Origin of the sequence: Sphingomonas sp. Leaf62 (assembly GCF_001421915.1) — a bacterium.
Lineage (GTDB): Bacteria > Pseudomonadota > Alphaproteobacteria > Sphingomonadales > Sphingomonadaceae > Sphingomonas.
Window position 1 is genome coordinate 1 of record NZ_LMLN01000028.1, and the last position, 17,483, is coordinate 17,483.

Consider the following 17,483-nt stretch of genomic DNA (forward strand, 5'->3'; position numbering starts at 1 on the left):
TCAGAGCCAGACCGGTTCATCGTCAACCCGATCCACCAGATGCCGGGACTAAACACCTAGGCACGCACTTGGCTTCGAACGGTCCGTTTATGCAGGACGAGGTGCGGGACACGGGCGTACGAATGTTGGATGGGTCGCAATGGTTGGTCGAACGCGTTACCGGGCACGACTATAAGATTGTCGAACGCGCAAACCCGAATGAAGGGCCGATCTATACCACCGGCATGGCCATGTTGCGGCTGACCGGCTGGAAATTCGGCAAGATTTATTGAAAAAGGCCGCCGGGCGCGAACCCGACGGCCTGTTTCCCGCAGGACAACGGGAACGCTTATTCCTCGACCGTCACCCGACCGCGCCGGACGATCATGCGGCGCTCCGCCATCTCCTTGCGGAAATCATGCTCGGCGTCGGCGACCTCGCGGTGATATTCGTGCCACGCATCTTCCCGCGACGATGCATCCTTGGCGCGGCGCAGATCGCTCCGCAACTCGCGTTTCGCTTCGGAGATGTCGGTCTTATAGTCGAGATAATAGGGATTATAGTCCGAATAGACCGGCACCGAACGATCTTTTGCCAGCGATGGCGTAGCCATACAGGCAGTCGCGGCGGCGGCGATCAACAATGGAAAGCGGTTCATGGGTCTTCTCCCTTTTCCTGAACTTGCCGCGATACAACCCGCACGGTTCGATGACGGTTCCTTCATCTGCGGTTCATCTGACGGGCGCGGATCGGTAACTTGGCGGTACACGCCGGCGCTTGCCGAAGCTGGTGGCAATACCGATTTCCATAGCATCCGCAGCAGGGGAAGAAGACGATGGCCGGACGCGTGAAGCGCAAGGCAGGACTGGCCGCAGCCGAGGCGCTGGTCGCGCGCACGCTCGATCCGATGGCCTGCGCGCTCTGCCGGCGCCCGATCGGCACGCAGGTCGAATGGCATCACCGCGTGCCCAAGAGCGAGGGCGGCCGCGAGACGGTCCCCGTCCATCCGATCTGCCACCGCACCATCCACGCCAGCGCGACCAACACCGAACTGGCCGGCCCGCTCGCTGATCTCGACACCCTACGCGACGTTCCGGCGGTCGCGAAGTTCGTGAAATGGGTCGCCGACAAGCCCGCCGACTTCCGGGTGCCGGTACGTCGCGGGCGGTAAGGCGAGCGCCGGTCACGCGTGACGAGCGGAAAGCGTCGACCTTGCCAGTTCGTCGTCCCCGCGCAGGCGGGGACCCACACACGCCGCCCCGGCAACTCCGGCACGAACGCCAGCGCCGACGGATTCCTATCTGCGCAGGAAGGATGCAAGGGCTTGCCGCCAAGCTCTTGGCGACCAGCAGCATTTCGACTGTCCTACATGATCGGCCTTCGCCATCATGCCGCCGCTCCGGCCAGCACCCGCGCTTTTTGACATCGCAGATCGAATGCCATGCCAATAGCGTGCGAGTGTGACCTTTGTGACCTTTGGCGCGGCGGCCACGGGCGAAGGCCATGCCGCCGGTCGCGTCTACCGGCTCGGGGCAGCTTGGGCTGCCCCTTGCCCCGCGCTTATTCCGCCGCCACGCCCCCGAACATGTCGCCCATGCCGCTGGCTTCCTCGTTCGCAGGTGCCACGACCTTCGCCTTCTGCCGCTTGTCGAAGCCGTCCCAGACCTCGTTCCAGTTGCCGCGCGTCGCCGCCTTCGAATATTCGGTCGCGCGCTGTTCGAAGAAGTTCGCATGTTCGACGCCGTTCAGCAGCGGCGCCAGCCACGGCAGGGGATGTTCGTCGATCAGATAGATCGGCTTCATTCCCAGTTGCCCCAGCCGCCAGTCGGCGATGTAGCGGATATATTTCTTGATTTCCTTCGCGGTCATGCCGTGAACCGGCCCCATTTCAAAGGCGAGATCGATGAAATTGTCCTCCAGCCGCACCGTCGTCTGGCACATGTCGGCGATGTCGTCGCGCACCGCGCGCGTCATGCAGTCGCGTTCCTTGCAGAAGGCGTGGAACAGCTTGATGATACCTTCGCAGTGCAGGCTCTCGTCGCGGACCGACCACGACACGATCTGTCCCATGCCCTTCATCTTGTTGAAGCGCGGGAAGTTCATCAGCATCGCGAACGACGCGAACAGCTGCAATCCTTCGGTGAAGCCGCCGAACATCGCCAGCGTCTTGGCGATATCCTCATCGGTATCGACCCCGAAATTCTGCAGATAATCGTGCTTGTCCTTCATCTCGCTATATTCGAGGAAGGCGCCATATTCGCTCTCGGGCATGCCGATCGTGTCGAGCAGGTGGCTGTACGCCGCGATATGCACCGTTTCCATGTTGGAGAAGGCGGCGAGCATCATCTTGACCTCGGTCGGCTTGAAGATGCGACCATATTTTTCGTGATAGCAGTCCTGCACCTCGACATCGGCCTGGGTGAAGAAGCGGAAGATCTGCGTCAGCAAATTTCGCTCGTGCGGCGTCAGCTTCTGCGCCCAGTCGCGGCAATCCTCGCCCAACGGCACCTCTTCGGGCATCCAGTGGATCTGCTGCTGACGCTTCCAGAAATCGAACGCCCAGGGGTATTCGAACGGCTTGTACTGCTTGCGGGCTTCGGTGAGCGACATGGGGTTACTCCGGGGAAAGTAGGAAAAGGTAGAAAGCGTAAAGGACGATACCTCCGATGACGAACGGCACGCCGAAGAAAATCGAATCCAACCGATGCCAATTCTTCCCGAAGAGAAGAACCGGTCGATCCTTGGTGCTGCGCGCGAACTGATCCGGCAGCAATATCATGGCCAAGCCGACCATCAGCATCGCTGTTCCTACGAAAGGAATGGCGATCATGCCGACCCCCAAGACCACTGCGCGATCCCGAAGATCGCAAGGATGATACCGAGCGCCAACGCCATCATCCCTGTCATGCCATGGGCATAGCGGCTCTGCTGCGTCCTCCGCGACCGGAGGCGAAGCAGCAGCCACAGGCCGATGCCACCCGCGACCAGCGCCACGGCCAGCATGATGCCAACGTTCGCGGTCATGCGACCAACTGCGGGGACGTGCGTTTGACCGCCGCCCCCAATGGAGAAATAGCATGGCCGATCTCAGCAACATCAACGAACACGCCGAAGTCATCGGTGCCGATGGCGTCCATGTCGGCACCGTCGACCGCGTCGAAGGCGACCGCATCAAGCTGACCAAGAAGGACAGCGGCGCACAGGTCGAAGGGGCGGACAGCTCGCATGAAGGGCATCACCATTATATCGACGGCGGCCTCGTCGCCGAGGTCGAAGGCAACACCGTCCGGCTGTCCGCCAATGCCGATGTCGCGGTTACGTTCGAAACCGAAGAGGATGGTGCCGCCATCTGATCGATCGCGAACATCGCGACGGGGAAGGGGGCCGCGTGCCCCCTTTTTCATGGCCCGAACCGCCACACCGTCAGACGGGACGGCTGCGCCGCCCCGCTGCCCGACGTGGCGAGTCAGCGATTTGCTTGAGCAAATCGCTGCCGCCCGCTTACTGACAGGCCAGGCACTCGTCATAATCGGTCGTCTCGCCCAGATCGAACTTGGCCAGCTCGGACGTATTGTCCGCCTCGACACCACCGGCGAACCCGGCGCGCTGCACCGACTTGGACCGCAGATAATAGAGCGATTTGATGCCCAGCTCCCATGCGCGATAGTGGAGCATCAGCAGGTCCCACTTCTCGACATCGGCCGGGATGAACAGGTTCAGCGACTGCGCCTGATCGATGAACGGCGCACGGTCGCCGGCCAGTTCGAGCAGCCAGCGCTGGTCGATCTCGAAGCTGGTCTTGTACGTGTCCTTTTCTTCCTGGCTCAGGAAATCGAGGTGCTGCACCGAACCGCCGCGCTCGAGGATCGTGTTCCACACCGCATCGCTGTTCTTCGACTTCGCGATCAGCAGCTTTTCGAGATACGGGTTCTTCACCGACCACGATCCCGACAGCGTCTTGTGGGTGTAGATGTTCGCCGGAATCGGTTCGATGCAGGCGCTGGTACCACCGCAGATGATGCTGATCGACGCGGTCGGCGCAATCGCCATCTTGCAGCTGAACCGCTCCATCACGCCCATGTCGGCCGCGTCGGGGCAGGGCCCACGCTCGGTGGCGAGGTGCATCGACGCCTCGTTCACCTGCGCAGCGACGTGGCGGAAAATCTTGAGGTTCCACGCCTTCGCCATCGCCCCTTCGAACGGCAGGCTGCGCGCCTGCAGGAACGAGTGGAAGCCCATGACACCCAGACCGACCGACCGCTCACGGCTGGCCGAATAGCGCGCACGCGCCATCTCGTCGGGCGCACGCTCGATGTAGTCGGTCAGGACGTTGTCGAGGAACCGCATCACGTCCTCGATGAACCGCTTGTCGCCGTTCCATTCGTCCCAGGTTTCGAGGTTCAGCGACGACAGGCAGCACACGGCGGTCCGGTCGTTGCCGAGGTGATCCTTGCCGGTCGGCAGCGTGATCTCGCTGCACAGGTTCGACGTCGACACCTTCAGACCCAGATCGCGGTGATGCTTGGGCATCGTGTTGTTCACATGGTCGCTGAACACGATGTACGGCTCGCCGGTCGCCAGCCGCGTCTCGACCAGCTTCTGGAACAGCGAACGCGCATCGACGACCGCGCGCTGCGATCCGTCCTTGGGGCTTTTCAGCGCCCATTCGGTGCCGTCGCGGACCGCTTCCATGAACGCGTCGGGGATCAGCACGCCATGGTGCAGGTTGAGCGCCTTGCGGTTGAAATCGCCGCTGGGCTTGCGGATTTCGAGGAACTCCTCGATCTCCGGGTGGCTGACGTCGAGATAGCAGGCCGCCGAACCACGACGCAGCGACCCCTGCGAAATCGCGAGGGTCAGCGAATCCATGACGCGGACGAACGGGATGATGCCGCTGGTCTTGCCGTTCAGCCCGACCGGCTCGCCGATGCCGCGCACGCTGCCCCAATAGGTGCCGATGCCGCCGCCGCGCGACGCCAGCCAAACATTCTCGTTCCACGTCTCGACGATGCCTTCGAGGCTGTCGGGAACCGAGTTGAGATAGCAGCTGATCGGCAGGCCGCGCCCGGTGCCGCCGTTCGACAGGACCGGCGTGGCCGGCATGAACCACAGCTTCGAGATATAGTCGTACAGCCGCTGGGCGTGCGCGGCATCATCGGCATAGGCCGACGCGACTCGCACGAACAGATCCTGATACGATTCGCCCGGCAGCAGATAGCGGTCCTTCAGCGTGTCCTTGCCGAAATCGGTCAGCAGTGCGTCGCGCGAGTGATCGACCTCGACCGCGTGCAGCTGCGCGTCGACCGTGTGGCTGGTGCGTTCCGGGGCCGGGGCGGCGGGGGCCGGATCGGCGAATTGCAGTTCGTTCATCTGGGCATCCTGACTATCCTGGAAGGTCATCGTCCCGTTCCTCTTGTGTTCTAGCACGGAGCGATGCCCCTGTCGATTTCTACGGAACGTCCGCGCACGCCATCGCCCTTGACAAGTATCGGCGGCATTGGAGGTTCCGGCAGGCGTGACACAATACATAGCGCCCGTCCTGCGTCCGGCACCACTAATTGTAGGAAAGCGGCCGACGCGCAAGTCGGCAATTACAACCTTTGCCGCGCGGCTCGACCGGCTCGACCGCCGCTCCCGACGCGACGCGCGGCGATCCGCCGGGTTCGCGAAATGCAAGCGAACTTTTCGGGAACGCAGAAAAATTGCTATCGCCGGACGGGGCCTCCTGGCGGAACTTTATGCGGTTATCGCCTGCCGATATCGATGCGCGATACGGGTCTGGCACAACAGCAGCAGCGGCACGACGGCAAGCTCGATACCAAGCCCGACGACATGTCCTGTCGATGGCATGCCGATCGTCAGCAGCGACACGAGTCGCGCGAGGCCGCCGCCGACCACCATCGCGCCGAGCAGCCGGAACCGGCCGGTTTTACTCTCGATCGCCGGAATGCAGCTGGCAAAGGCGAGGCCGAGGACGAGGAAGATGCCCGAGAGATAGCGGAAATGACTGTCGAGATCGATCGCGGGAGCCGGTTGCAGCCACGCCGCGCCGCGCACGACGCTCAGCGTCGCCACCGACAGTGGGACGAGACAGGCGATCGCCACTGCCACCTGCAGCAGCGTTCGCTCACGGCGCGGCGTCACGTCCGCTCGCGCTCCAGCAATTCGGCGCGGACGCGAATCGCATGGACCGACATCCGCACCTCGAACAGGAACCAGACCAGCCCGCCGATCAGCAACACCATCGACAGGACGAAGGCGATCGCGACCGCCTTGCCGAGGCCGAGGTCGAGCAGTTCGGCGATGAACAGCATGGCGACGACGGTGCAGTTGGCGACGGCCGACAGCACGACCAGGAATACCGCATTGTTGATGACGCGGATGCGCCGGTCGAGCAGCCGCAGTTCGAACACGTGCCGCGCATGTTCCGGGCCGATCGACGACGGGTGCAGCTTTTCGAGGTCGCGGGCACGATCGACGATCCGCGCCAGTCGCCCGACCATGACGTTCAGGATCGCGCCGATCCCCGCCAACAGGAAGACCGGCGCGATGGCGGTCTGGATCGTCTTGGCGACGGTCGACAGGACAGGTTCGAATTCCACGCACCCGATATGCAGTGACGGGCCGGGCCGGGCAAGGTCGCGTGGCGTGCGCAACCCGGGATCGCTACCCAATCGTAACCGGTTATGGGCATGATGCTGCCCATGTTGTCGCCCGCTTCCCCCTCCATTGCCCGGATGATCGCCGGTTTGCCCGATGCGATCGATGCCGTCACCGCGTCGGCCGCGCCAACCCACCGCTTCCTGCGCCGCCGATGGTATGCGGCGGCGATCGACGCCTATGGCGGTACGGCGCGGACGCTGCTGGTCGAACGTGGCGGGCAGGCGATGGCGGCGCTGCCGCTGATCGGACTGGGACCGGCGCCGTTGCGGATGGCGCAGGTGCCCGGCAGCTACTGGCCGTTCCGCAGCGGCCCCGTCGCGCAGGATGCCGGGCCGGGCGATTTCGCCGCACTGCTGGACGAAGCGGGGCGGCAGGTGCGCGGGTTCCGGCTGGGACCGGTCTATGACGGTGATCCGATGCTCGCCGGGCTGCTGGACGCGGCGCGGGCCGGTGGCTGGCGCGCGCTGCCGCGCTTCATCGCCGACAGCTATCTCCTCGATATCGCCGCACGACAGGCCGAGGGTGTCTGGCCGCGGCTGTCGACGCTGCGCAAGAATCGCTTCAACGAAAAGCATCTGGCGGCGCTCGGCATCCCCGACTGGTCGTTCGCCAGCGGCGCGGACTGGCAGTCCGGTCTGTTCGACGATCTCGCCACGATCGAGACAGCGAGCTGGCTTGCCGACCGCACCGATGGTCGCGACGCCAAATTTACCGAGACCGGCCATGGTCGATTCTGGCGGGCGGCGGCGACCGATCCGGTGCTGGCGGGCATGATGTGGGTCGCGCTGCTCCGGATGGACGGAAAGCCCGCCGCCTTCTCGTTCGATATCAATGCCGGCCAGCACAAATATGCGGTCGCCAACAGCTATGACGCGACCTACGGCCAGCGCTCGCCGGGGCGGCTGCTTTATTACCGCAACCTCGTCCGCGCCGTCGCCGACGGCGTCACCCATGTCGACTGGGGTGCCGGCGACAGCGGGTATAAGGGCCTGATCGGTGCCGAACGGGGGCCGGCGATCCGCGACTGGCTGTTCCTGCGGCCCGGCCTGCCGGCGCTTGCCGGCCGCGTGCTGGCGCGACGCTGGGCGCGATCCGGATCGGCGCGGTCCGGGAATGGCTAGGATCGGCGGCTTCGTACCTACGTTGCCGTGGGGCCACGGATCGGTCAACATCGGGACCTTCCGCAAACGGACAGATGATCTAGCATGACCGGCCAATCGCCAACCCCATCGCCCGACGCGCCGGTTCGGCCCGGTGCGCCGCAGCGGCCGGTCGACGACCATTGGCCGCGGCGTGATATGCGCCGCCCGGTGGTCCAGCCGCCGATCGACATGCCCCGCTACGTGGCGATCCTGTTCCTCGTGACCGCACTGACCCTGGGGGTCGTGCCGCTGTTGCAAGGGGCGTTGCTGATCTGGCCGGCCACGCCGATCGCGGTCGCCACGCTGACGCGACGTCCGGTCAGGCGTTGGCCGAGCATTACGGTCATCACCGTCGTCACGCTGGTCGCCGCGGGCGTGTTCGTCGGGCTGCCGCTGCTGCCGCTGATCGTCTATGCGTCGATCGACGCCGTGGTCATCCTGCTGGTCTCCGGACTGTTGCGGCGGTTCGATCCCGATCCCCGGTCGTTGCGCGGCTATGGGCTGGTGATCGTGACCGCGTTCATCGGTGCTACGGTCAGCACCCTGCTGGCCGAGGTGTTCGGCTGGTTCCTGCACGGCGTGGTCGTCCCCTACCATGCGGTCCAGTGGTTTGCGGCCATCGCCATGGGGCTGATCGTCCTCCTGCCGGCGCTGAAGGCGACGCGACGCGCGCTGGCGGAGGAACTCAGCATCCTGTCGCCGACGCTCGCGCTGCCGGTCGCGATGTCGACGATCGCCGCGCTGGTGGTCTTTTGCACCAGCGGCAACCCCTCGCTGTTCCTGTTGCTACCCTGCGGCGTGTTCGCCGCGCTGCTGTCGCGCTTCGTCGGCGTGTCGGCCTCGATCCTGATTATCGGCACCATCGCGACCATCGGTACGCTTAACGGGATCGGGCCGATCGTCGCCGCGTTCGACTCGGTCGCCGACCGGGTCCTCTTCCTGCAGCTGCTCATCGGCATCATCGCGATGACCAGCTTTCCGGTTGCCTCGCTCCTCTACGAACAGTCGCTGGCGATGAACGAGATCCGCGACAATGAACGACAATTGCGGATGCTGACCGACTATTCGACCGACCTGATCGTCCGCGTCGGTCGCGACGGCATCCGCCGCTACGCTTCCCCGGCGTCGCTGCGCCTGCTGGGCTATACGCCGGAGGAGATGATCGCGCGCACGCCCTATGCATCGATCCATCCCGACGATCGCAACCGCGTCCGCCGCCAGACCTATGCGCTGGTCCCCGGCGGCGAAAGCACTGTCTTTCGCTACCGCATGCAGCACCGCGACGGTCACTATGTCTGGCTGGAGGGGGCGTTCCGCCTGATCGGCGACAGCCGCCATAATTGCGAGCTGATCGGCTCGATCCGCGACATCGGCGAGCGGCGGGCGGCCGAGAGCAGGGCGATCGAATCGGTCACCCAGCTGGAGGAGCAGCAACGGTTGCTCGCCATGGCCGAAAGCGCGGCTCGGCTCGGCCACTGGCGACTGAATCTGACGGACAGGCGTAACCTGTGGTCGCCGGAGATATTTCGCATTCATGGTCTGCCGCCGGGCCAGGAACCGTCGCTGGATGAGTCGCTCGACTTGTACCATCCCGACGACCGGGAACGGGTCCGGGCTCAGATCGACCGGGCGATCACGACCGGCGGATCGTTCGCCTTCGACGCCCGGCTGATCCGGCCCGATGGCGCGATCCGCTGGGTGGCGTCGCGCGGACAGGCCGAACGGGGGCAGGGGGCGGAATTGGTCGGCCTGTTCGGCGTGTTGCAGGATACGACCGAACAGGTCGCGGTGATGACCGATCTTCGCGCGGCGCGCGAGGATGCCGAACGCGCGCTCGCCGCCAAGGCGACGTTCACCGCGACGATCAGCCACGAGATCCGCACCCCGCTGACCTCGATCCTCGCCGCTGCACAGCTGTTGCGCGACACACCCGACCGGGTCCAGCGGATGCGGCATCTCGACTCGCTCGAACAGGCGGGCCGGACCTTGTCCGATATCGTCGACGACGTTCTGACCTTCTCGAAACTGGAAGGGGGGCATAGCCAGCCCGAGGCGATCATGTTCGAACCGCGCGAACTGCTCGCGACGGTGACCGGCATGTTCGCGGCCGAAGCCAAGCATCACGCCGTGTCGCTCGACTTCGACGTACCCGATGCGCGGGTCATCGGCGATCCGGCGCGGCTGCAACGCGTGCTGACCAATCTGGTCGGCAATGCGATAAAATTCACCCGGCACGGATCGGTCCGCATCACTGCGACGCGCGAAGCCGGCGATTGCTGGCGGTTCGAGGTCGCCGATACCGGGGTCGGTATCCGCGACGACCGGCTGGACGCCATCTTCGAACCCTTCGTCCAGGCCGACGCTTCAACCACCCGCAGCTATGGCGGCACCGGACTGGGCCTCAGCATCAGCCGGATGCTGGTCGAATCGATGGACGGCACCATCGGCGTCGTCAGCCGCCCCGGCACCGGCTCACGCTTCTGGTTCCACCTGCCACTGCCGGCCGCCGGACAGGTCGGACTGTCGGTGGATGCGCCCGTACCCGGATCGGACGCAACGCCGGCGGGGGGGCGGATGACGGCATCGACCGTCCTCGTTGCCGAGGATAACGATACCAATCGCTATCTGATCGCGGAAATCGTGCGGAGGCTGGGGCATCACGTCATTGCCGTCGAAAATGGCGCACGCGCGGTCGAGTATGTCACGGCGGCGGCGGGCAATCCGGTCGATGTCGTGTTGATGGACGTACAGATGCCGGTGATGGACGGGATCGCCGCGACGCGCGCGATCCGGGCGTGGAGCGGCGCGGGGGCCGGCGTGCCGATCCATGCGTTGACCGCCGACCTTTCGACCGAACGCCGCGCCGAGATCCTTCGCGCCGGGATGAATGGTATTCTCGCCAAGCCGGTCGACGTACCGCAACTACGCGCCGTGCTCGACCAGGTGGCGATGCCTGCCGAACGTCCGATCATCCCCTCGCCCGGTGCCATCGACCCCCACCGCATTCAATCGATCACCAGCGCACTCGGAACGGCGCAGCGCGACACATTGCTGACGCTGTTGATCGAGGATGCGGCGCGGACCCCGGCGCGGCTGCGCACGCTGGTCGGACATGATCGCATCCACCTCGCCCGGCGGGAAGCCCATGCGCTGCGCGGAGCCGCAGCCAACATGGGGGCGATCGAACTGGTCGCGGCGTTGCAGGCGATCGAGGACGCGCAGGACGACGCACCGATCGATCCGGCGGCGCTGGACGAGATCGATCGTTGTGCGACCGCGGTGATCGAGGCGGCCCAGCGTGCGATGGCCGAACCGGTCTGACCGCCGGTGCTTTGGGCGGAGTGCGCGAAGGACCTGTCGACCTTGAACCACGACGGCGATGGTCGTTCCGGACGGGATTGGGGTGCCGCTTTTCCTTACGAGCAGGACCGGGTCGCCTCCGCAGGCACGCTCGGATTGACGAGAAGAACAGGTGGCCCGGCCGTTTCCGATCGAAAACGGACCCCGCGTCAGTGCTCATCCACGGGGCGATACCGATGCCCCAGCGTGGCCGGAAGCGGCTTCAGGCGTCGAACGCCTGTAGCGCCAGAACCGCCTGCGTCCGGTTCGTCACGCCCAGTTTGCGAAAAATCGCTGACAGGTGCGATTTGACGGTCGGTTCGGCCAGTTGCAGGTCATAGGCGATCTGCTTGTTCTGGTGGCCGTTGGCGATCGCGCGCAGCACGCGCAACTGGGCGATCGAAAGCGTCCCCATCCGTTCGGCCAGATCGATACGCGGATCGGCGTGCGGCATGTCCTCGACACCGGCCGGAACCCAGTGCTTGCCGGACAGCAGACTGCGGATGGCATCCATCATTTGGTCGATCGAGGATGATTTGGGAATGAAACCCTGCGCGCCGAGGGCGCGCGCCTGTGCGATCACGGTCGGCTCCTCCCGGCCGGATACGATCGCGATCGTCGCCGATGGCCGCACTGCACGCAGCAGGGCAAGTCCGGCGAACCCCTGCACGTCCGGCAGCATGAGATCGAGCAGGACGAGATCGTAATTCTTTTGCCGAACAAGGCTTTCCGCTTCGGCAAGGGTCGTCGCGCAATCCTTGGTCACGGTCGGATCGACCGCGCGTGCCGCCATGCCGAGCGCGGTGGCGCACATCGGATGGTCGTCAGCGACAAGAATATGCGTCATCGATCAACCCTTGTTCCCACTGTCGTTCGATAGCGGCGCATTCCACCTAACATGCATCAAATATTATTACCAAGTGATTGAGGAAGCTGGACTTGGAACGCTGCTTGCGTCGAAACCGGTCGTCCCGTGAAATACTGGTCCACGACATGTTCGATCGTACGCTCGATACCGCGCGTCAACGCTGACGGCACGGAAACCGTAAACCCGCGCGCGACAAGGCCGTCGATCGCCCAGCGGACGCAGTAATCGGCGGCGACGCCGACGACGATCGCCTGGTCGATGCCACGGTCAAGCAGGGCCACGAAGAAGGCGTCACGGTCGATCGGTGGCGCGGCAGCGCGCGGATCGAACAGCGGCAGGTTGGCTTCCGCCCACATGTCGAACACGCCCTTCTCCAGCGTCCGGCACGGGATCGCGGGATCGATCGCCAACGGATCCAGCAGGTTACGCCAGCCTGCGCCTCCCCGGACGCAATGGATCGGGAATTGTTCGGCCTCCGCGCTCGTCGGATAGGTTTCGACGAAATGGGTATCGTAGGTGAAGACGACCGCGGCCGTGTCGCGTGCGGTCCGCGTTTGCAACCATGCGGCCAGCGGCGCGACGATCGCTTCTGCGTCGGGGACCGGCAACGCTCCGTCCGGCAGGATGAAATCCGCCTGCGTATCCACGACGATGATGACCGCGACCATTGCTCGTCTCCTTCGGCTTCGCCTTGCATATATCCTATATGCATATATGCAAGGCGGATGGAAGAGCCTTCGTTCCTGACCGGCGATGATCCGGCGGCCTATGCCCGGCCGTCGATCACCGTCGATTGCGTCCTGTTGGGCGTTGCGGGTGGCTGCCCCTGCGTATTGCTGACGCGGCGAACCCGGCCGCCTTTCGTCGGACGCTGGGCATTGCCCGGCGGTTTCGTCGCGATCGATGAATCGCTCGAAGCGGCGGCGGTGCGGGTGCTGGGGCAAAAGGCGGGGCTGGCGGACATCGCGGTTGAACAAGTGCATGCCTTCGGCACCATCAACCGCGACCCCCGCATGCGGATCATCGCGATTGCGCATCGCGCGCTGCTGACGCCGGCGCGACTGGCCACGGTACCGCGCCATGCCGACCAGTGTCTGGCGACGATCGACGCCGATGGCTCGATCATGGTCGATGGCGGTGCGGTCACGCTGGCGTTCGACCATGACGACATCATCGCGATGACGATCGCCAAGTTGCGCCGGACGATCGATGACGACGCCTTTGCGCTGGTTCCGGAGCACTTCACCCTGCGCGAATTGCAGGTGGTGCATGAGGCGGTGCTGGGACGGCCGCTCAACAAGCCGGCCTTTCGCCGCCGAATGCTCGAACGCGGCGCATTGCGGGCGACCGGCGCGTTCGAGGCGGGGCGCGCCTTCCGCCCGGCCGAACTCTATGTCCATGTTCCGAAAGGCTGAACGATGGTGATGACCGATATCGCGACCCGAGTATGGAACCATGGCTGGCGGCTGGACCCGGTGGTGCGCAGCCTGCTCGACACCGATTTCTACAAGCTGTTGATGGTGCAGATGATCCGGGAGGTTCATCCGGACGTCCACGCGACCTTCGCCGTCATCAATCGGAGCAGATCGGTGCGGCTGGCCGAGGTGATCGATGAAGCCGAATTGCGCGCGCAGCTCGACCATGCCCGGACGGTCGGCTTCACCAAACAGGAAATGATCTGGCTGGCCGGCAACAGCTTTTACGGCGTACGGCGGATGTTTTCGCCCGATTTCGTCGACTGGTTGAGCCGGTTTCGCCTGCCCGCCTATGATCTGTCGGTGCGCGACGGACAGTATGAACTACATTTCGAAGGCCCCTGGGCCGAAACCTCGCTCTGGGAAATCCCGGCGCTGACGATCATCAACGAATTGCGGGCGCGGGCGGCGCTGCGCGATCATGGCCGGTTCGCGCTGGACGTCACCTATGCGCGGGCAAAGGCGCGGTTGTGGGACAAGGTCGAGCGGCTGCGCATCCTGCCCGATCTGGTCCTGTCGGACTTCGGCACGCGGCGGCGGCACGGCTTTCTGTGGCAGCGCTGGTGCGTCGAGGCGTTGCAGGAGGGGGTGGGCGCGCGGTTCGTCGGCACCTCGAACGTGCTGCTGGCGATGCAGGCCGGGGTCGAGGCGATCGGCACCAACGCCCACGAACTGCCGATGGTCGAAGCGGCGCTGGCCGACGACGATGCCGGTATCGCCGCCGCGCCGTATCGCGTGCTGGCGGAATGGCAGCGGCATTATGGCGGCAACCTGCTGATCGCCTTGCCCGACGCCTATGGCACCGCCGCGTTCCTGCGCGATGCCCCGGACTGGCTGGCCGACTGGACCGGCTTCCGCCCCGACAGCATGCCGCCGATCGAGGGCGGGGAGCAGATCCTGCGCTGGTGGCAGGAACGCGGCGTCGATCCCGCCTCGAAATTGCTGATCTTTTCCGACGGCATGGACGTCGACAGCATCATCGCGACCTATGAACATTTTCACGGACGCGTGCGCATGAGCTTCGGCTGGGGCACCAACCTCACCAACGACTTTCGCGGCTGCGATCCGCTGGGCGGTGAGGGGCTGGAGCCGATCTCGCTGGTGTGCAAGGTCGTCAGCGCCGATGGCCGCCCGGCGGTCAAGCTGTCCGACAACCCCGCCAAGGCGACCGGCGATCCCGCCGATATCGCCCGCTACCTGCGCATCTTCGGCGAGAACGGCCGGGTGGCGAGCCCTGTCGCGGTCTAAAGTCGGAGGTAGCGGAAATACCAGACTTCGTGACCCTGCCGCCGTGCCTTACGCTCGTAGCGGGTTTCCGGCCAGTCGGCGGGGCGGGTCAAAAAGTCGGCGGCGGTCTGCGCCTGCCAGGCGAAGTCGCGGCGCTGGTCCATGATCATCATCGCCCAGCGGCAATAGGTCGGATCGTCGGTGCCGAGGCGGAACTCGCCGCCCGGCCGCAGCTTGGCGGCGATCAGGTCCATCGGGCCGTGGTTCATCATGCGTCGCTTGGCGTGGCGCGCCTTGCGCCAGGGATCGGGGTGCAGCAGGTAGACGCGTTCCAGCGAGGCGTCGGGAAAGCGTTCGATCACCTCCAGCGCGTCGCCCATGTGCAGGCGGACATTGGCCAATTCGCCGTCGCGAATGTGGTTGAGCGCGCCGACGACGCCGTTGAGGAACGGTTCGCAGCCGACGAAACCGTGGTCCGGCCGCGCCGATGCCTGACCCGCCAGATGTTCGCCGGCACCGAAACCGATCTCGACCTCGACCGGGCGATCGTCGCCGAACAGGGTGCGCGAGTCGAGCGGACCGGTTTCGGGTACCGATACGCGGGGCAGCAGTTGCTCGACCAGCGAAGCCTGGCCTTCGCGCAGCTTGTGCCCCTGTCGACGGCCATATAGGCGGCGGATGGTAGTCGGATCGTTCATCGCCGCGCTCCTACCCGGCGGGGTGGTGATCCGACAAGGGAGCTTCCGCGTCCGCCGGTGGTTCGGTTACCATGGGCAAGAAGCGCAAGGCGAAACAACAGGCGAAGCGGCTGGTCGATGCCGATATCGACGCGGGTCGCGGTGTGGCGGGCGAACTGCACGATCACCCGGTGGTGAAGTTCGCTGGAATGCTCAGTGAGGTGGCCGACCAGCCGCCGATGGTCGCGATCAACCTGACCACGATCGCGGTGGGATTGTGGCGGAGCGATGCCCGGCTGACGCGGACGGGGGTTCGGATGCTGGCCGCCCACGGCCTTGCGACGCTGGCGAAGGCGGTCATCAAGGCCAATGTCGACCGGGCGCGGCCGAAGCTATTCAGCGACCGGGAGGATCACCGGCCCAAGCCCGGCGATACCGACGAGGGGCCGCAGAACTCGTTTCCGTCGGGGCATACGGCGGGCGCGCTGGCCGTGGCACGGGCCGTGGCGCGGGAATATCCGGGGGCGGCGGCACCAGCCTATGCCGGCGCGGCGGCGGTGGCAGGGATACAGATACCGCGAGGGACGCACTTTCCGATCGATGTCGCGGTCGGGGCGGCGATCGGGCTGCTTGCCGAGGCGGTGGTCGCCCGGGTGTTGCCGGAGGCGGACGGAAGTTGATGAAGGTTACACCAAACGACGTTGATGGATGCGGCTCTTTCGTTTGAAATCAGTGGCTTGGGATGTACAAATAGGTCAGATATTGGCGCGGTTCGTCGCGCTGTGGTTCCGGGCCGTTCAAAGATCGTTTCTTGGCAAATACTTACGCGTCGATTCGATGATGCCACCTTCGCCGAACCGTCATCGTCGCCAAGCGGTTTGGCGGTGCGGCGATGACGATCCGGCTATCAGCCTTTGTCGCTGTAGGACAGGGCGGCGGTGTCAGCGTTTGCCGGACATTGCGCCGCCGTTGATGGTAATCGTCTTGTCGCCCCACGTACGCGTGGTGGAGATGGCGGGTTGCTGCACCAGCGCCAGCACCTCTGCCGGACGGGGCAGGGCGGTCAGCGGCGGGTAGTTCGAGGTCTCCGCCATGTCGACCAAGGCGACCGACCAGCGCGTGCCCCCCTTCTTGCCAAGCAGCAGGCCCGACATATTGGGCGCTACCCAAGCCCCGCGACCCGCATCGCTGAACGCCAGCAGATAGGAATCAAGGGCTGCGTCCCTGCGATAGACGGCACCGACCGGGCTGGGGCCGGGATCGCGGCACCATGTCGCCGGCTTCTGCGCGTCGGCGTCGGGTGTGTCCTTTTCCGCCAGCTTGTCCGAAGCCATCGACTGCAACATCCCGCCCAGCAGCCCCGACATCATGTTCGATTTCTCATCGCGAACCAGCTTCGCCTTTGTCGGGAAGTCGAGCGGAGTCGTACAATCCGCAATCGGCTGGGCGGGAGCCGCCGCGGCAAGGCCGGTCGGCCAGGTCAGCGCTGACAGGATGGCCGGCAACCGTGCGGCAATCCCCGCGCCGTCGAGCGTCGCCGAACTGTAGCGGACCTTCACCAGCCAGTCGCCCATCGGCAGGAGCGCCAGCCCGGTGCCACGATAGGGCGGCTTCGAGACCGACCATGCGCCCATCAGGCCGCTGGCGACGCTTTGCCCCGGCGGGGTGAATGCGGTCGCGGGACCGGCGGCGGTGGCGATGCCGTACATGTCCCGCCGCGTTTCGATCGAGGCGCTGGCGCGGTCGAACCAGACGGGTACCGCGCCGCTGACGTTGCGATAGACGTAGATGGTGATCGCGTCCGACCCGCGCTCGTAATTGGCGAATACGTCGAGTTCGTCGGTGCCGAATTGTTCGATTCGCCCGCGCGGCATTCCCTCCAGCATCGCCGGGATGGTCAGCCCGCTATGCCTGAAGCGATAGGGCTGGTCGGCAGGCGCGGAGATCGCATTCTTTTGCAGTTGCGCCACCGCCGGTGGAGCCGATGCCGCCGTCATCAACAGACCGATCGCCCACAGTCCCATGCCGAACCGCCGCATAACTTCCCCCTCCACGGGCAGACGTGAAAACGGGAGGTCCGCCCTGTCGGCGAACCTCCCGCAATTTCTTGTCC

At 65.2% G+C, this 17,483-nt stretch carries 19 protein-coding genes; 8 read left to right on the top strand and 11 right to left on the bottom strand.

The window, feature by feature from the left end; all coding sequences use genetic code 11:
- On the top strand, positions 1 to 272 hold a 272-nt coding region (locus ASE91_RS19650; RefSeq protein ID WP_235530450.1), incomplete at its 5' end, for a hypothetical protein.
- A gap of 56 nt (positions 273 to 328) precedes the next feature.
- Here ASE91_RS19650 and ASE91_RS11430 read toward each other — a convergent pair.
- On the bottom strand, positions 329 to 637 hold the full coding sequence (locus ASE91_RS11430) for a hypothetical protein (RefSeq protein ID WP_056626358.1): 309 nt from the start codon (positions 635 to 637) through the stop codon (positions 329 to 331).
- A gap of 177 nt (positions 638 to 814) precedes the next feature.
- On the opposite strand from ASE91_RS11430, the gene ASE91_RS11435 reads away from it, so the two are divergent.
- Positions 815 to 1,150 carry an HNH endonuclease gene (locus ASE91_RS11435; protein ID WP_235530451.1) on the top strand — a complete coding sequence of 112 codons (336 nt, stop codon included), beginning with the start codon at positions 815 to 817 and terminating at the stop codon, positions 1,148 to 1,150.
- Positions 1,151 to 1,539: 389 nt separating this feature from the next.
- Here the strand turns inward: ASE91_RS11435 and ASE91_RS11440 are convergent, their stop codons facing one another.
- From ASE91_RS11440 to ASE91_RS11450, 3 genes are read right to left on the bottom strand one after another with little or no spacing between them, the layout of a single operon-like run.
- Positions 1,540 to 2,589, bottom strand: coding sequence for a ribonucleotide-diphosphate reductase subunit beta (locus ASE91_RS11440; protein WP_055995868.1), 1,050 nt, complete (start codon positions 2,587 to 2,589; stop codon positions 1,540 to 1,542).
- 4 nt (positions 2,590 to 2,593) lie between these two features.
- Positions 2,594 to 2,809 (bottom strand): hypothetical protein, encoded by a 216-nt coding sequence (locus tag ASE91_RS11445; protein ID WP_056626361.1) that lies wholly within the window; start codon positions 2,807 to 2,809, stop codon positions 2,594 to 2,596.
- A complete protein-coding gene (locus tag ASE91_RS11450) occupies positions 2,806 to 3,003 on the bottom strand; it encodes a hypothetical protein (protein ID WP_056626363.1) in 198 nt (65 codons plus the stop codon). Before ASE91_RS11450 ends, ASE91_RS11445 begins: the two co-directional genes overlap by 4 nt.
- A 53-nt stretch (positions 3,004 to 3,056) precedes the next feature.
- Here ASE91_RS11450 and ASE91_RS11455 point away from each other — a divergent pair, with 53 nt between their 5' ends.
- Positions 3,057 to 3,332 carry a DUF2171 domain-containing protein gene (locus ASE91_RS11455; RefSeq protein ID WP_055995862.1) on the top strand — a complete coding sequence of 92 codons (276 nt, stop codon included), beginning with the start codon at positions 3,057 to 3,059 and terminating at the stop codon, positions 3,330 to 3,332.
- A gap of 148 nt (positions 3,333 to 3,480) precedes the next feature.
- Here the strand turns inward: ASE91_RS11455 and ASE91_RS11460 are convergent, their stop codons facing one another.
- The 3 genes from ASE91_RS11460 to ASE91_RS11470 form a co-directional block, all read right to left on the bottom strand.
- Positions 3,481 to 5,379, bottom strand: coding sequence for a ribonucleoside-diphosphate reductase subunit alpha (locus ASE91_RS11460; protein ID WP_056626365.1), 1,899 nt, complete (start codon positions 5,377 to 5,379; stop codon positions 3,481 to 3,483).
- 336 nt (positions 5,380 to 5,715) lie between these two features.
- The gene (locus ASE91_RS11465) at positions 5,716 to 6,123 is read right to left on the bottom strand and encodes a DUF4345 domain-containing protein (protein ID WP_056626368.1); all 408 of its coding nucleotides are present in this window, start codon (positions 6,121 to 6,123) and stop codon (positions 5,716 to 5,718) included.
- A complete protein-coding gene (locus ASE91_RS11470; protein ID WP_055997203.1) occupies positions 6,120 to 6,581 on the bottom strand; it encodes a DUF2721 domain-containing protein in 462 nt (153 codons plus the stop codon). The genes ASE91_RS11465 and ASE91_RS11470 overlap by 4 nt, the downstream gene beginning before the upstream one ends.
- Before the next feature lie 90 nt (positions 6,582 to 6,671).
- Here ASE91_RS11470 and ASE91_RS11475 point away from each other — a divergent pair, with 90 nt between their 5' ends.
- Both ASE91_RS11475 and ASE91_RS11480 read left to right on the top strand, forming a co-directional pair.
- Complete coding sequence (locus ASE91_RS11475) at positions 6,672 to 7,763, top strand: GNAT family N-acetyltransferase (RefSeq protein ID WP_056627141.1); 1,092 nt, start codon at positions 6,672 to 6,674, stop codon at positions 7,761 to 7,763.
- A gap of 84 nt (positions 7,764 to 7,847) precedes the next feature.
- Positions 7,848 to 11,105 carry a PAS domain-containing protein gene (locus ASE91_RS11480; protein ID WP_056626370.1) on the top strand — a complete coding sequence of 1,086 codons (3,258 nt, stop codon included), beginning with the start codon at positions 7,848 to 7,850 and terminating at the stop codon, positions 11,103 to 11,105.
- Between the two features lie 241 nt (positions 11,106 to 11,346).
- On the opposite strand, the gene ASE91_RS11485 is transcribed toward ASE91_RS11480, so the two are convergent.
- Positions 11,347 to 11,970 (bottom strand): response regulator transcription factor, encoded by a 624-nt coding sequence (locus ASE91_RS11485; protein WP_055995850.1) that lies wholly within the window; start codon positions 11,968 to 11,970, stop codon positions 11,347 to 11,349.
- A gap of 56 nt (positions 11,971 to 12,026) precedes the next feature.
- Complete coding sequence (locus ASE91_RS11490) at positions 12,027 to 12,659, bottom strand: isochorismatase family protein (RefSeq protein ID WP_056626372.1); 633 nt, start codon at positions 12,657 to 12,659, stop codon at positions 12,027 to 12,029.
- Positions 12,660 to 12,716: 57 nt separating this feature from the next.
- On the opposite strand from ASE91_RS11490, the gene ASE91_RS11495 reads away from it, so the two are divergent.
- Positions 12,717 to 13,406, top strand: coding sequence for an NrtR DNA-binding winged helix domain-containing protein (locus ASE91_RS11495; RefSeq protein ID WP_056626376.1), 690 nt, complete (start codon positions 12,717 to 12,719; stop codon positions 13,404 to 13,406).
- A 3-nt stretch (positions 13,407 to 13,409) separates the two neighbouring features.
- Positions 13,410 to 14,714 carry a nicotinate phosphoribosyltransferase gene (gene pncB, locus ASE91_RS11500; RefSeq protein WP_056626378.1) on the top strand — a complete coding sequence of 435 codons (1,305 nt, stop codon included), beginning with the start codon at positions 13,410 to 13,412 and terminating at the stop codon, positions 14,712 to 14,714.
- On the opposite strand, the gene trmB is transcribed toward pncB, so the two are convergent.
- Positions 14,711 to 15,391, bottom strand: a complete 681-nt coding sequence (gene trmB / locus ASE91_RS11505) for a tRNA (guanosine(46)-N7)-methyltransferase TrmB (protein WP_056626380.1) — start codon at positions 15,389 to 15,391, stop codon at positions 14,711 to 14,713. The genes pncB and trmB overlap by 4 nt on opposite strands.
- A 71-nt stretch (positions 15,392 to 15,462) precedes the next feature.
- Between trmB and ASE91_RS11510 the strand changes: the two genes are divergently transcribed.
- Positions 15,463 to 16,050, top strand: coding sequence for a phosphatase PAP2 family protein (locus ASE91_RS11510; protein WP_056626382.1), 588 nt, complete (start codon positions 15,463 to 15,465; stop codon positions 16,048 to 16,050).
- Positions 16,051 to 16,311: 261 nt separating this feature from the next.
- On the opposite strand, the gene ASE91_RS11515 is transcribed toward ASE91_RS11510, so the two are convergent.
- Complete coding sequence (locus ASE91_RS11515; RefSeq protein ID WP_056626385.1) at positions 16,312 to 17,409, bottom strand: hypothetical protein; 1,098 nt, start codon at positions 17,407 to 17,409, stop codon at positions 16,312 to 16,314.
- Positions 17,410 to 17,483: the final 74 nt, after the last annotated feature.